Source organism: Brevundimonas sp., from assembly GCF_041919755.1.
Lineage (GTDB): Bacteria > Pseudomonadota > Alphaproteobacteria > Caulobacterales > Caulobacteraceae > Brevundimonas.
Genome location: NZ_JAYRTD010000004.1, coordinates 168,291 through 182,032 on the forward strand (window position 1 = coordinate 168,291; position 13,742 = coordinate 182,032).

13 protein-coding genes are annotated in these 13,742 nt (G+C 67.8%); 11 read left to right on the forward strand and 2 right to left on the reverse strand.

The window, feature by feature from the left end; genetic code table 11:
* The first annotated feature begins 442 nt into the window (after nucleotides 1-442).
* From ACE3TH_RS07530 to ACE3TH_RS07540, 3 genes are all read left to right on the forward strand, one after another.
* Nucleotides 443-670 (forward strand): type II toxin-antitoxin system Y4mF family antitoxin, encoded by a 228-nt coding sequence (locus ACE3TH_RS07530; RefSeq protein WP_368925573.1) that lies wholly within the window; start codon nucleotides 443-445, stop codon nucleotides 668-670.
* Complete coding sequence (locus ACE3TH_RS07535; protein ID WP_368925575.1) at nucleotides 667-2,235, forward strand: type II toxin-antitoxin system HipA family toxin; 1,569 nt, start codon at nucleotides 667-669, stop codon at nucleotides 2,233-2,235. Before ACE3TH_RS07530 ends, ACE3TH_RS07535 begins: the two co-directional genes overlap by 4 nt.
* A gap of 145 nt (nucleotides 2,236-2,380) precedes the next feature.
* Entirely contained in the window at nucleotides 2,381-4,321 is a 1,941-nt protein-coding gene (locus tag ACE3TH_RS07540; protein WP_374598848.1) for a hypothetical protein, read from the forward strand.
* 30 nt (nucleotides 4,322-4,351) lie between these two features.
* Here the strand turns inward: ACE3TH_RS07540 and ACE3TH_RS07545 are convergent, their stop codons facing one another.
* Both ACE3TH_RS07545 and ACE3TH_RS07550 read right to left on the reverse strand, forming a co-directional pair.
* Complete coding sequence (locus tag ACE3TH_RS07545) at nucleotides 4,352-4,990, reverse strand: hypothetical protein (RefSeq protein WP_374598850.1); 639 nt, start codon at nucleotides 4,988-4,990, stop codon at nucleotides 4,352-4,354.
* Between the two features lie 77 nt (nucleotides 4,991-5,067).
* On the reverse strand, nucleotides 5,068-5,475 hold the full coding sequence (locus ACE3TH_RS07550; protein ID WP_374598852.1) for a thermonuclease family protein: 408 nt from the start codon (nucleotides 5,473-5,475) through the stop codon (nucleotides 5,068-5,070).
* Nucleotides 5,476-5,576: 101 nt separating this feature from the next.
* On the opposite strand from ACE3TH_RS07550, the gene ACE3TH_RS07555 reads away from it, so the two are divergent.
* From ACE3TH_RS07555 to ACE3TH_RS07590, 8 genes are all read left to right on the forward strand, one after another.
* A complete protein-coding gene (locus ACE3TH_RS07555; protein WP_374598854.1) occupies nucleotides 5,577-6,242 on the forward strand; it encodes a RadC family protein in 666 nt (221 codons plus the stop codon).
* Nucleotides 6,243-6,249: 7 nt separating this feature from the next.
* The gene (locus ACE3TH_RS07560; RefSeq protein WP_374598856.1) at nucleotides 6,250-7,155 is read left to right on the forward strand and encodes a toprim domain-containing protein; all 906 of its coding nucleotides are present in this window, start codon (nucleotides 6,250-6,252) and stop codon (nucleotides 7,153-7,155) included.
* Nucleotides 7,156-7,204: 49 nt separating this feature from the next.
* A complete protein-coding gene (locus tag ACE3TH_RS07565) occupies nucleotides 7,205-9,448 on the forward strand; it encodes a ParB/RepB/Spo0J family partition protein (protein ID WP_374598858.1) in 2,244 nt (747 codons plus the stop codon).
* 1 nt (nucleotide 9,449) lies between these two features.
* Nucleotides 9,450-9,863 (forward strand): single-stranded DNA-binding protein, encoded by a 414-nt coding sequence (locus ACE3TH_RS07570; RefSeq protein ID WP_374598860.1) that lies wholly within the window; start codon nucleotides 9,450-9,452, stop codon nucleotides 9,861-9,863.
* Between the two features lie 32 nt (nucleotides 9,864-9,895).
* Nucleotides 9,896-10,312 (forward strand): single-stranded DNA-binding protein, encoded by a 417-nt coding sequence (locus ACE3TH_RS07575; RefSeq protein WP_374598862.1) that lies wholly within the window; start codon nucleotides 9,896-9,898, stop codon nucleotides 10,310-10,312.
* 122 nt (nucleotides 10,313-10,434) lie between these two features.
* Nucleotides 10,435-10,911 carry a GcrA family cell cycle regulator gene (locus tag ACE3TH_RS07580; RefSeq protein WP_374598864.1) on the forward strand — a complete coding sequence of 159 codons (477 nt, stop codon included), beginning with the start codon at nucleotides 10,435-10,437 and terminating at the stop codon, nucleotides 10,909-10,911.
* A 348-nt stretch (nucleotides 10,912-11,259) separates the two neighbouring features.
* Complete coding sequence (locus ACE3TH_RS07585) at nucleotides 11,260-12,198, forward strand: DUF2493 domain-containing protein (RefSeq protein WP_374598866.1); 939 nt, start codon at nucleotides 11,260-11,262, stop codon at nucleotides 12,196-12,198.
* Between the two features lie 460 nt (nucleotides 12,199-12,658).
* The gene (locus ACE3TH_RS07590; protein WP_374598868.1) at nucleotides 12,659-13,723 is read left to right on the forward strand and encodes a DUF3363 domain-containing protein; all 1,065 of its coding nucleotides are present in this window, start codon (nucleotides 12,659-12,661) and stop codon (nucleotides 13,721-13,723) included.
* The last annotated feature ends 19 nt before the right edge of the window (nucleotides 13,724-13,742 follow it).

Here is a 13,742-nt window from a genome sequence, read left to right on the forward strand (position 1 = left end):
CATGTGGTCGAACGAGGACTGGCAAGGCTACTGCCCGACGATCGGCGACATGGCGCGGCGGGAGTGGAAGCTCACCGCCCATTGCGGCCGGTGTGGTCTGGCCATGGTCGCGAACGTCGACACCATCGCCCGGGCCAAGGGGCGAGACTGGAGCCCCTGGGGGAAGTCGGCGAAGTGTCGGCGGCTTCACTGCGGCGGGCGGATGACGCTTCGCGGATACAGTCCGAGAGCCAACGAGTTCGTGGATATATGAGGCCGTCACACGGCACATTTTTCCCGATCGGGAAACTTTTGATCGGATTAGAGACTCAGGCCAGAATATTTCCCGATCGGGAAAGTATGGGGACATATCGGCCGATTTGCGCGCAAATTATCCCGATCGGGAAATAATGCTTGCGATCTGGCCTGAACACTCTAGATTTTTCCCGATCGGGAAATTTCTATGGCGCATGTGAACATCGGTGAGGCCGTCAGGGACGCGCGCAAGGCGGCGGGTTTGCGACAGGATCAGCTCGCGGCGAGCGCCGGCGTGGGGCTGCGGTTCGTCGTGGAACTGGAGCGCGGCAAGCAGACCGCCCAACTCGGCAAGGTGCTTCAGGTCCTCACGGCGCTGGGCTTGAGCCTGGAGGTAGCCCCAACGCACCGGATCATTGACGGAGGCAGGTTTTGAGCCGGGCGCTGACGGTTTGGTGGGATGAGACGGAAGTCGGCGTGCTCGCCCTCAATGAGAACGGCAACATGACGTTCAGCTACGCTCCGGCGTGGCTGGACGCTCCGCGCGCGCCCGGCGTCTCCATCTCGCTTCCGAACCAGGCGGAGACGTTCAGTCGGGCCCAGACGCGGCCCTTCTTCGCCGGCCTGCTGCCCGAGGAAACGCCCCGCACCGAGGCGGCCAGGGCGCTGGGCGTTTCGCAGCAGAATGATTTCGGCCTTCTGGAAGGGCTCGGCGGCGACGTCGCCGGCGCGCTCACCCTGTGGCCGGTCGGCGAGGCCGTTCCGGTCCCCGATCCTACGGGCAAGGCCACCGTTCTGGACGAAGCGAGACTGGCGGACATTCTCGCCGGCCTGCCCCGACGACCGCTCCTGGCCGGAGAGGAAGGAATCCGTCTCTCCCTCGCCGGAGCCCAGCCCAAGGTGCCGGTCGTTCTGGTGGATGGCGCCGTGGCCCTGCCGGCGGCGGGTCAGCCGACGACCCACATCATCAAGCCGGCGCCGAAGGAGTACCCCACCTTCCCGGAGAACGAAGCCTTCTGCATGCGACTGGCCGCAGAACTGGGGCTGGCGGTCGCGCCGGTCGAACTGCGCCGCGCGAAGGACCAACTCTTTCTGCTGGTCGAGCGCTATGACCGGGTCCAGCGAGCCGACGCGGGACTGGGTCGTCTCCATCAGGAAGACTTCTGTCAGGCCCTGGGCGTCATGCCCGAGCACAAGTACGCCGCTGAAGGCGGGCCGACCTTCAGGCGGAGCTTCGATCTTCTGAGGCAGGTCATCCGGGTTCCGGCGAACGCCATCCTCGCCCTGATCGATGCGGCCCTGTTCAACCTCATCATCGGCAACGCCGATGCGCACGGAAAGAACTTCAGCCTGCTCTATGACCGGGACGGCCTGCGGCTCGCGCCGCTCTACGACTTGCTGTCCACATCCTGGTATCCGGAAGTGCATGCCCGGATGGCGATGCCTATGGCCGGCGCGGGTCGCCTTGAGGACTTCACGCCTGAAACGCTCGGCGAGTTCGCTGAACAGGCCGGCCTGACGCTGACCTATGTCCGCCGCCGCTGCCTTGACCTGTTACGGCTCGTTGGCCCGGCCATGACCAGGGTCGCTGGACGGCTAATCCGGGAGGGCCGCACGACCGGAATGATCGACGACCTCGTGGACCATATCCGGGCGCGGAGCGAAGCGCTCCGGGCGATCGCGGAACTCTCCGGTCCCAACTTCATGCGCCGGTACGACCAGGACATCGCGGCGAGCCAGTTCGACGCGGTCGCGCGCGGGATCCAGCACTTCCGGCAGGATCAGCCCGCCGTTGCGCGGTTCGCCTCGAACCGTCTGGCCAACCGGATTTTCGAGGTCCATCCCGAGTTCCGCGTCGAGGCGGAACGGCTTCAGGCCTGGCTGGAGGCCGAGCCGAACTGGAGGGAAGATCTCGGTCGGTACGCCACCGACCCCTTGCGGTTGGGTGACCAGGTCCAGGCGGCGCTGGACAGCCTGAGGGCGTTTTCGGCCAAGGGCTGAACGCGGTGACGCGGTCTGGGTGACGTCCGCGGGGCGAACTCGCGCGACTACTATCCACAGCCTGCTTGGGATCCGGATCAGGGTCATCGCTTGGTCCAAACGTCTCTCATCGGTCGTCGACCCGACGACGGATTGAAGAGACCCCATGCCCGATGTCCCCGCGGCTCTCGCCGCCGAAAAGACCATGCCCGCCGAACCGCGCAGAGGGCGCGGAAGACCCCCGAAACCGCTCGTCGAGCATCCGGCCGCCTTGTGGGACGAACCGACGACGGCGAAGGGGTTCGGAGCCGCGCTCGATGCGGAAATGAAGCGGCACGGAGAGAGCGCGTGGATGCTCCACCGTGCGTTGGTCACCAAGGGCGCAAAGGTCGATCGCACCACGCTCGCCGCCTGGCGCCGGGACGCCAAGGCGCCAGAGACCGCCGCCAGCTTGCGAGCCGTCGATCTGATCGAAACGCGGTATGGCCTGACGCCCGGAGCGTTGCGATCCCGCCTGGGGCAGGGGCGCGCGGTGAGCGGGCAGGTGCTCCCCGGCATTCCACTGGCGGAACGGCGCCGCCTGGCCTGGCATCTGCCCGATGACTTCGCCCGTCGGCCTGCGGCGGAGCAGACCGAGATCATCGACTGGGTGCGCTCGTCGATCCTGACGGGCGGCACGGCCTACCATCGCTATCACTCGGCGATCTCCAAACACCGCTTCGCCCTGCGGTTCGATCACCTGCTGGAGACGTCCAGACGACCGACGTCTCCAAAGATCCGGGCGGAGTTCGTTCCGCCGGAAAGCCATGAGCGGGAGATGGCGGACCTGTTGCGGTTCAAGACGCGGACGCTCACGGCGGTGGGGTTTCAACGATCGGGCGTCTGGGGCGCCGAGACCGCCTCCCAGAAGCTCGAGCATCTCGGCCTGATGTTCGGTGCGCTCGCCGCGGCGCCCGACAGCGTGACGGCCGGCCTGGGGCTGCCCCACGACCGCTTGACCTTCGCGCTCCTGATCTCTCCGGACGTCTGGGACTGGTACGTCCAGTGGCGGGAGACCCGGCGCGGCTTCTACACCGGATGGGAGGCGGAGATGTTGCTTCTGGCCGCCGCCCTGACGCGGACGGGCACGGGTTGGCTCCGACAGAGCCCGGCGCTGGCCGAGGCGCTATCGCCGATCGACGGTCTGATCTCGGCCGACGACATCCAGCGCATCCGGAGCGACTGGGCGGGCGCCTGCGATGCCATGCATCAACACGCCCTGGCGCGAGCCAAGGAAATCCTGCGGGTCGCCCGGGTGCATCGTGATCCCTTCGAACCGTTGCTGCCCGTGCTGGAGGCGGCGAGCCCGGTTCGGGAGTATCGCAAGATCACCGACGAGATCCTCAAACGCATGCCCGACGCGCGCCGCCATCCCAGGGCGGCGGCCGAAAGCGTTCGCAGCTTCCTGATGCTCCGGCTCGGGCTTCACCTTGGTCTTCGGCAGAAGAATTTGCGGCAGCTTCTGATCCGTCCACGGGGCCAGCCGCACACCAGCGAGCGCGATCTCGAACGTCTGAAATGCGGAGAACTCCGCTGGAACGATCGGGACGCCGGCTGGGAGGTCTTCATCCCCTGCGCGGCGTTCAAGAACGCCCACTCCGCCTATTTCGCCAAGCGACCCTTCAGGCTGCTCTTGCCGGACCTTGGCGATCTCTACGCGTGGATCGACGCCTACCTCGGCGTCCATCGGGACCGTCTGCTGAACGGCGCGCCCGATCCGGGCGTCTTCTTCATCAAGACGGTGAAGCGCACCAGTCGGGATCCCTCCTACAATCAGCAGACGTTCTACGAAGCCTGGCGACTGACGATCCAGAGGTACGGGATCTACAATCCCTGGACGCGACGCGGAGCCATTCCCGGTCTCCTGCCGCACGGACCGCATAGCGTCCGCGACGTGCTGGCCACCCATATTCTCAAACAGACGGGCTCCTACGAGCAGGCCAGCTACGCCATCCAGGACACGGCGGCCACGGTCGCGGACCACTACGGCCGCTTTCTTCCTCAGGACAAGGCCGCCTTGGCGGCCCAGGTGCTCAACCGCGTGTGGGACGACAGTGAAGAGGCCTGAGGTGAACGGTCTGGGACGGGCCCGGGACGATCATTCGTCCTCATAGTATTTGAACCAGGCGTTCTTCTCGGTGGGCCGGATTTCCCATTGATAGTTCTTTCCCCGATTGTTCATCGGCGCGTTCCAGTCGCCGTTGAACTCGTGGGCGATCCGACCCTCACGGCCCGCGTACTTGTTCAGCAGAGGCTTCTCGCCGAATTTCTCCCTGAACTGATCGAGCAGAAAGTGCTCGAAGTCCTTGAAGGACTCGGGGCTTCGTTTGTCTCCGATGGAGCCCATGTAGAAGCGGAAGGAGACGTCGCGAAGCGATCGCGACATGTCGAAGATCCAGTTGTGCAGGTGGGAGCGGATCCGGTTCGAGAAGACGCCGCGCCCGATGTACATGACCTCCGAAACGCCCCCGGCGTACTTCACACCAAACCCGTCTCCGACCGAGATCGCATAGACGCCGTTGCGCACATCGCTGAACCGCTTCGCCTTTGGATCCGCGGCGTCATCCCAGGTCTCCCGGACCTCCCGGACAACCCGGTCTATGGACGCCTTGCGAACCGCGGCCCGAACATCCTCATCCTGCTGGTCGAACTTGCGGAGGTCGAACCCGAGATCGCGCGCCTGATCCGAGACGCTGATCAGGTCGGTCCTGACCCATTTGACATTGATCTTGGCCACCTATTTCCCCTGTGAACGAAGGGAATTTCTAGGCCTGATTGCGGAGAGCGTGGAAGCCGGAAAATGAATGTCGGACTTCAGCGGCCGCCCTCCTGACCCCCGGAGGCGCGCAAAAGATCGCCGACCGCGCGTCCGTTCAGGCGACAGGCGGCGATGACGCGGTCATAGACGATCACCCGGCCGCTCCGGCCCCGCACCGCGACGCAATCGAGCACCCGACCGCGCAGTAGTCCGGACAGGCGCTCCCGGGCGGCCCGGCCGCCGGTCTGGTTCAGTTCAGGCGCGTCGAAATCCGACAGGCGGACCTCGATCCAGGTCGAGGGGTCGGTTGACGGGCCGATGCACAGCCCGTCGCCATCGCCGACATATCGGACCACGCCCGAGAAGGTCTCGCCGGCGCGGTACGGCAGGCGGCCCTCGCAAGGGTCGGCCAGGGCGGCCGTCGGAATCAGCAGGAGGGGCGAGGCGATCAGCAGCCATTTCATCGCCTCAGCCTGACCGTCGTGAGACCCTGCGGCAAGGTCGAACGAGGGAAAGGAAGGTCGGCGGACGGGCGCTCCGAATGGGAGCGGCAAAGGAGCCCGCCATGATCATACTCGCCAAACCCACCGCTCGGCCGCTGACGTCGCGACAGTGTTCGGGCGGAGAGGGCCGGGATCGCCCCGAACTCGACCTGCTCAAGCAGTTGTTAGGGCGCATCGACGGCGCCGACGGGACCGCTGGCGCCCTCCTGACGCGCTTCGGCGGACTGGGCGCGCTGCTGTCAGCCGATGCGAGCGAACTTCGTCGCGCGGGCCTTGAGGACGATGTCGTCCTCGACCTGAAGACCGTGCGCGAACTGGCGGTTCTGCTCTCCCGGACGGAGGCCGCCCGACGGCCGGTGATCGCGTCTTGGACCGCACTGCAGGACTACGTCCGGATCGCCTTGGCCCAGTGCCCCCGTGAGCAGTTCCGGGTGCTCTACCTCGACCACCGCAATTGCCTCCTGCAGGACGAGTGGCGCGCCGAGGGGACAGTGGATCATGCCCCGGTTTATCCACGCGAAGTGGTTCGTCGCGCCCTGGAACTGTCGGCGTCCGCGCTTGTCCTCGTGCACAACCACCCGTCAGGGGACCCGACACCCTCCCAGGCCGACATCGAAATGACGCGCAAGGTCGTGGAGGCGGCGCGGGCGCTCGGGTTGCAGGTTCATGACCATCTCGTGGTCGGGCGACAGGGGACGGCGAGCTTTCGCGCCCTGGGTCTGATGTGAGGCCGTGATGTCCCTGCATTCGATCGTCGCCGCCCTGGGCGGCGACCTCTACGCCGGCGGGACGCGCGCCAGTATTCCCGCCCCCGGGCACAGCGCCTCGGATCGATCGGTGTCCCTGCTCCTGAGCGGAGACCGTCTGGTGGTCCACTGCTTTGGCGAAGCGTCCTGGTCGGGCGTGCGGGCCCATCTGCGAGATCTCGGTCTCATTGACGGGTCTGGCCGGGTTCTCGGGTCGGGCCGGACGGGCGCGGGCACAGCGCGCCCAAGGCCGGACCGCGCCCAGAGGATCGCGACGGCGCAACGCTTGTGGGAGGGCGCCGGCACCCTTGCGCCCGCGACGACCTCCAGACGCTACCTTGAGCATCGCGCCATCCGGCAGGATCCCGCCGGACTGGCCGGGTTGCGCCATCACGGCGCCGCCGAGATCTCGGTCTATCGGTCCGGTGGGGCCACCCGGCCGGCGCTGATCGCCGCCATAACCGCACCGGACGAGACCCTGACCGCAGTGGAGTTGACCTACCTCTCGCCATCCGGGCGACGCGACGAACGGCTCCGTCCCTCGCGAAAGATGGTGGGCCTCGCGCCCGCCGGTTCGGCCGTCCGTCTCGCGTTCGCCGAGACAGAGCTGGTCGTCGGCGAGGGCGTGATGAGCGTCCTGTCGGCGTCGGATCATCTGGGCCTGCCGGCGTGGGCGCTGCTGTCGGCCCGTAACCTCGCCGTTTGGACCCCGCCCGGCCGGATCCGACGGGTGATCATCGCCGCCGACCGGGGCGCACCCGGCGAGACCGCCGCGCAAACTCTGTTGAGACGCCTGGAGACGGCAGGCGTCGAGAGCGCGCTCGCCCTGCCGCCGCACGGGGCCGAGGACTGGAACACCTTCGCCATGGCGGAAAGGCGGAAGAAAGGGGGCTGACGGGCGCCGGTCGACGGGGATGGTCCTCACCGCCGGCGGGAGATAACCGATGACCCGTTCTTCATCCGCCCTGGCTGTCGTCCAGACGCCGTTCGAGGCGACCGCCACGCGGGCGCGCCAGTCCATCGCCCTTCGCGAGGTCGATGTCGCGCCCGAGAATCTGCGCGCCGGCGAACCGGCCGACGACGACATTCCGCTTCTGGCCGACACCCTGTTCGCCGCGGGTCAGTTGCAGCCCATCACCGTTCGTCCGGGCCGACGCCGGGAGTCACCCTTCATGGCGCTGGATGGTCGCCGGCGACTGCTCGCCTTGCGCCTGTTGCTGGAGCAGGGGCGGATCGACGACGGCTTCCTGGTGGACGTCTTTGTCGAGACGGATCCGGCGCGCCAGGCCGCCGCGGCCGTGCTCACGAACACCGCCCTTCCGGTCCATGTCGCCGACATCATCGCGGCGATCGGGCGGATGTTGAAGTCCAGGCTCACCGTGCCGGCCATGTCCCGTGCGCTCGGTCATGCGGAGGTCGACATCAAACGCCTCGCGGCCCTCTCGGCCCTGCCGGAGGTCGCGCTGGACGCCCTTCGCGCCGGACGGATGAACCTCAGGCAGGCCAAGCTTCTGGCGCGGCTGCCGGACCCTGCCGAACAAGAGCTGCTGGCGCAGTCGGCGCTGGACGGCCACGGGTTCGCCGATTGGAGGATCACCGAGAAGCTGGACCGGTCCCAGGTCACGGCGGCTGACCCCCGGTGCGCGCTCGTCAGCGCCGAAGCCTATGCGGCTTCGGGTGGGCGCACCGAGGCGGATCTGTTCGGGGAGCGCGCCCCGGTCCTGCTCGATCCGGCCATTCTGACCGAACTCTGGACCGCACGGGCGCGGTCGATCGCGGAGACTTTCGAGTTCGAAGGGCTGACCGTCCATGTGGCGGCGGCCGGCGAGATCGACCTGCCCGAGGACCTGGAGACGCCCGGGTATGTCTATGGCGGCATGTTGCCGGCGACCGAGATGGACGCCTACCGCGACGCGCGCGCCGCTCACGAGGCGGGCGCGGACAGCGTCGGCCTTGCGATCTCGGAGGCGGCCGACGCCGAGGATGTCGACCGGGCGATGGTGGCCATGATCCGACTTGGTCTCGCCATGGACCAGATCGCCCTGGGCGGGCGGGCGGTCACCACCCTGGTGTTCAGTCCATCGACGCGCACCGGTCTCAAGGTGAAGGCCTGGACCCCCATCGAACCGGAGCGCGAGACGGGGATCGGCGGGACCGACGAGGATCCGGCGGACGTCGAGGCGCAGACCCCGGCATTCGTCGCGCCGACTGCGGATGCGCCGGAACCCGAGGTGGAGGGTGTGGGTCACAGCCTGCATGCGCTGAGAACCGATGTCGCTACCCGGGGGCTGATGCGCGCCCTGGCCGACGATCCCCGTACGGCGCTCACCGCCCTGCTGACGCGTCTGTTTCTGACCGTGGTCCAGAGGGGCGTGCCCCGCAGCGAATCCGTTCTGGCCGTCAGCGTACAGGTGTTCGCGCCCCGGGGCGGACGCGTGATCCCGGACCTCGATGGAGTGGTGCATGAGCGGATCGACGCCCGCCGCGCTGCGTGGGAGGCCTCCGGCCAGACGGCGATCCGCTGGATTCACGATCTGGCGGACGAGGACCGCCTGGGGCTCCTGGCCGAACTGACGGCCCTCACCATCGACCTGCGGGAGGAGCGGACGGACCTGATCCGGGGCGCGGCGCGTGCGGAGGCGTCGGAGCTCGCCGCGTTGTCGAAAGCCCAAATCACCCGGCACTGGACGCCGGATGCGACCTTCCTGGCCGCCCACTCCAAGCCGATGCTTCTGACGATGCTGGCCGACATGGGCAAGGCGGCGCCCACGACCGGCGTTCCGGGCAAGGCCGAACTTGTCGTCCTCGTCGAGGCGACGGCGGCCGCGCGCAACTGGGCGCCAAAGGCGCTGCTCTGGTCGGCGGCTGATGACGACGGAACTGACGATCCGGCGGATGCGGGAGCCGACGACGCCGGCGGCCCGGGGGGCGGAGGCCGGAGCAGACGACGACGGAGCCGGTGCGTTCGAGATCACGCCTCAGGGAGAGGCGGCGATCGCCCACGCGGCGGAGTGATCGGGCTGTGGGGTCGTCGCACGGTCGTGCGACGGCCCCGGTCTTCTTCAGACGGTGGGCCATCAAGGCGGCTGAAGGCGGTTCCCGCCGGGAGGAGGAAGGGAAGGGAGGTCCCGGGCGAAGCGGGATCGGGGAGATCGGCTCCCCGGCGGCTTCGGTTCCAAGGAGACTGACATGCAGACCATGGTGTTCACGGGCCGTCTGGCGGCCGCCCCCCAGATCAGCGACGACTTCGGCAAGGCGATCTTCCGCCTGATCGAGAAGCGCGGCGTCGATGCCGGCGGCAAGGACCGTCTCGTCGGCGTCAACTGCGTGTCCTGGTCCAAGGGCCTGAACGAGAAGGTCATCGCGCGCGGCCTCGCCCAGGGCTGCGAGGCGGTGGTGACCGGCGCCTTCATCGACACGGCCTACGAGACCCGGGACGGCCAGGCGCGTACGGCGAAGGAACTGGTGGTTAATCGGCTGACGGTGCTGGACTGGGCCGAGGCCCGGGACGCCGCCGCCAACGACGATCCGTCAGCCGCCCCGTCTCACGCGTCTTCCGAGGCGGCGCCCCGGGCCGGTCGCCGCAAGGCGCGGGCGGCCTGATTCCCCTTCACCCCATCAACAGGAGACTGACCATGCAGACGCTAATCATCGAAGGCTATCTGGCCGCCGACCCCTCCATCCTGTCGGCCCAGGGATCGGGCCGGAAGCGCGCGAGCTTCCGCGTTCTGGAAACGACCCGCTTCCGCAAGTCCGGCACCCCGGGCGAGCGCACGACCGGCTTCAACTGTCTGTGCTTCAGCGAGACGACGACCGAGAAATACATCGCGCCGTTCGCGCGCAAGGGCACGCGGGTGGTGATCCAGGGTCATGTCGAGAATGACACCTGGACCGGCAAGGACGGGGTCGAGCACTACGACCTGCGCCTGATCGTCGGCGACATCCGCCTGAAGAATCGTCGGGAGGCCGACGGTTCGGATGATCAGCCCACGGGCGGGGCGGCGGGCGAACCGGCTGGCGGCTACGACCTGAACGACGACATCCCGTTCTAGGGCGGGCGAAAGTGCGAGACGGCCCGGGGCGATGTCCCGGGCCGTCTTCGCATGGTCGCGGGAGGGCGGAGGAAGGGTGGGTTCGGGCGGGCCGATCCGGTCCGATGATCGGGAGATCCGAGATGACCGCCTCAGCCTGGACCGACGACCGCATCGAACGATTGAAGACGCTCTGGCGCGAGGGCCGGACCGCCGAACAGATCGCCGCCGAACTGCAGAACGGCATCACCCGAAGCGCCGTACTCGGCAAGGTGCACCGCATGGGCTTGTCGATCGGCCGCCCGGAACGGCCGATTGTCCGCAAGGCCGCCGTCGAACGACCGTCGCCTGTCCAGCAGGACGGCCAGGACCAGGGGCGCGGCGAAGGGACTGATCAGGCCCGGCGTCGCGCGTGTGTCGACCTGCCCTCCGGCGGGTTCAGCATTCTGACCGTGCGTTCGGGACAGTGCCGGTGGCCCTACGGCGATCCGCGCACCGGGGTGTCGTTCTGCGGTCGCCCCGTGGCGCGGGGAGCCTTCTGCTCGGGTCATGCCGAGGTTGGGTATCGAACGCCGCCTGGCGGGCTCCCCTCGCTCCTGGCGATGGCCGGGCTGGCCTGAACAGGGGGCGAGCCTGCAACTGACAGACCAAGCGGCGATCTCTTCGGAGATCGCCGCCTTTGTCATGGCTGGCGGCTGGACGCCGCGGGCCTGACCGGCGCCCGGGACGTGCGACGGTATCGGCGCAAGCGATGCGCCGAGTTGTGTCGTCGTCGCGAAGGGCGACGACGACTTGCCCCCACACAACGCCCTCCGATCCTGTCACGACACCCCGGAAGTCAACGGCTGCGCCGTTCCCCTCCACGGAGGGCGAGCAGCCCTCCGTTCCGGTGACTGCCGGGGACCCCGTCGTGGCCAGGAGCGGGGTCGTTGCGCATGGGGCGCACGGCATTCCCAAGGAATGAACCCATGACCTCCTTCAGCACTCCCGTCTTCGCCGCCGCAAAGACCGACTCCGCCTTTGACGACCTGACCGCCTCCCTTGGCGACGTTCGTCCTCACCCGACCGAAGACGCCCTGGTCCATCTCGGGCGCGCGCTCATGACCGAACTGGTGGATGTGATCTGCGGAACGGCGCTGGAAGACTTTCAGGTCCTCCTCGGCGAAGCCCTCATCGGCGCCTTCCATTCGGCGGCCGGCCGGATCGAGCGGGATGCAGATCGCGCGCGGGATGCGATGCGGGCTCTGGATCGGGACTTCGATGGATCCGAGGCGGCGGATACCGAACTTCAGGAAGCGACGTCGCGGGCTCGCGCCGGAGATGTGGCGACCCGGGCCGCCGAACTGATCCGGGATGCGGCTTCGGAGGCCTGGACGGTCGCCACCGGCGAGGTCTGGACGGCCTGGCGCGGGTCGCGGCGCGGCACTCATCTCACCGCGGCGCAACTGGAGGCCAAGCAGGCGATCCGCGCGATCCGCAGTCGCCGGGCCGGAGAGGCCGATCCGGGCGGTCCGGTCATCGCCTTCCGGGGTGCGCCGGCGGCGGATAGCGCCGAGGACGCGGGCCGGATCTTCGACGCGCTGAACTGGGCGAAGGCGGAGTGGCCGGACATGGCCCTGGCGACGACCGGGGCGAAAGGCTCCGAGAAACTGGCGATCAAATGGGCTCAGCAGAAGGGCGTGAAGCTGATCCTGGCCCGGGCGGATTTCGATGCCCACGGCAAGGCGGCTCCCTTCCGGGCAAATGATGAACTGATCGCCTTGGAGCCGGAAGTCTGCCTGACCCTGGCGCATTCCGTGGCCGAAGAACGGATGGATCACCGGCCGTTCGGGCCCGCGCTCAACCTGGGTCAGAAGGCGATGGAGAACGGACTGCGACATTTGTCCATCAAGGCGCGCGCGGCCTGACCCCAGGCTCGTGCAACATCAACCCGCTCGGCTCCGGCCGGGCGGGTTTTTCTCTGTCGACCGGGAGCTCGTCGGACCTTTGACGGGGTGGGACGACCTGCGCCAGACATTGAACGGTGATGATGGAAATCTGCGTAAGAGGTTGGAGGGCAAGATAAAAGGGAGTGTTTGGCGGTTCCCGCTTCTTCTATTCTTCCCGTCACTTGTGGCGACGTCGGAGAGGCCGCGCCGACTTGCGGTGACTTGCCGACGTGGCGTGGGGACCGAGTGTCCCGGGAGGCCACCGATGACCGTGCGAAGCGCCATCGACGATCGACTCGATCCTGTTGTCAGGGCCGGTGTGGATGGGCCGCGTGTCGCCCTTCCCAATCGTCTCAAAACGGACGCCGTCAGTGTCCGGACCGGACTACTGAGGCGTCTTGCGGGATCACGCACCTTTGCCCTCGGGGATCGGTCCGGCGTGCTTCGCGCCGCCCAGACTCGCTCCGGTCGAGCCTTCCGTCTCGATGTCCGCCAGAGGGTGATCGTCAAGGCGCTGGTTTCCCGGCACATGGGCCGCGGCCTTGAACGCGGGGCAGGCCTTGGCAAACATGTCGCCTATCTGGGTCGGTCCGGTGCGGGCGTGGAGGGCGATCGTCCGGAGTTCTTCAATGACCGATCGAACGCCCTGAGCGCGCCGGCCGAGACCGCAGACTGGCGCGAAGATCGACACCATTTCCGGTTCATCATCTCACCCGAACACGGCGAGCGGCTGGAGATGAAATCCTATGTGCGCGAGGTCATGGGGCGGGTTTGTGCGGACCTCGGCGACAGCGAGCTGGCCTGGATCGCGACCTGTCACTTCGATACCGATCAGCCCCACGCCCACGTCCTCCTGCGAGGTCGTCGAACCGACGGCCGGGATCTGGTGATCCCACGGGACTACATTGGCTACGGCTTTCGCGCGCGCGCGCAGGAGGTGGCCCAGGAACGGCTCGGCGATCTGTCGCGGGTGGAGGCCGAGCGGCGGATCTGGAAAGAGACAGAGGCCGACCGGTTCACCGGCTTCGACCGCCGACTGATCACTCAGCTGGACGAGAACGGACTGGTCGAGGATGGCGTCGGCGCGACCGACGCCTGGGCCGCCCTGACGAGAGGCCGGCTCAGGCACCTGGAGCGGCTTGGCCTCGCGACCCGCCAAGGCCGTCGATATCGTCTCGACGTCGATCTGGAGTCCAGGTTGCGCGGCCTGCAGATGCGCCGGGATATCATTCGAACGCTGAACCAGCGGCGACTGGAGGGCGCCCGCGAGGTTCGTGTTCTGGAGGCAGGAACGGTACGCGGTCGGGTGGTTACGACCGGCTTTCACGATGAAGCCGGCGCATCGCCCTGGGCGGTGGTTCGGGACGGCGACGGCGTCGAACACTACGCCAGGCTTCGGACCGGAAGCCCGAGCCTGAAGGCGGGACAGATCGCTGAGTTGAGGGTCTCGCCGACCGGTCTGGCGCAGGTACTGCCGACGAGAGGTTCAGACCTTGCACGTTGAACTCGAGGCCTACCCCCGA

Coding starts and splice junctions, on each gene's coding strand:
- ACE3TH_RS07530 (WP_368925573.1), top strand. CDS start 443: ATGGCGCATGTGAACATCGGTGAGGCCGTCAGGGACGCGCGCAAGGCG.
- ACE3TH_RS07540 (WP_374598848.1), top strand. CDS start 2,381: ATGCCCGATGTCCCCGCGGCTCTCGCCGCCGAAAAGACCATGCCCGCC.
- ACE3TH_RS07550 (WP_374598852.1), bottom strand. CDS start 5,475: ATGAAATGGCTGCTGATCGCCTCGCCCCTCCTGCTGATTCCGACGGCC.
- ACE3TH_RS07555 (WP_374598854.1), top strand. CDS start 5,577: ATGATCATACTCGCCAAACCCACCGCTCGGCCGCTGACGTCGCGACAG.
- ACE3TH_RS07560 (WP_374598856.1), top strand. CDS start 6,250: ATGTCCCTGCATTCGATCGTCGCCGCCCTGGGCGGCGACCTCTACGCC.
- ACE3TH_RS07565 (WP_374598858.1), top strand. CDS start 7,205: ATGACCCGTTCTTCATCCGCCCTGGCTGTCGTCCAGACGCCGTTCGAG.
- ACE3TH_RS07570 (WP_374598860.1), top strand. CDS start 9,450: ATGCAGACCATGGTGTTCACGGGCCGTCTGGCGGCCGCCCCCCAGATC.
- ACE3TH_RS07575 (WP_374598862.1), top strand. CDS start 9,896: ATGCAGACGCTAATCATCGAAGGCTATCTGGCCGCCGACCCCTCCATC.
- ACE3TH_RS07580 (WP_374598864.1), top strand. CDS start 10,435: ATGACCGCCTCAGCCTGGACCGACGACCGCATCGAACGATTGAAGACG.
- ACE3TH_RS07585 (WP_374598866.1), top strand. CDS start 11,260: ATGACCTCCTTCAGCACTCCCGTCTTCGCCGCCGCAAAGACCGACTCC.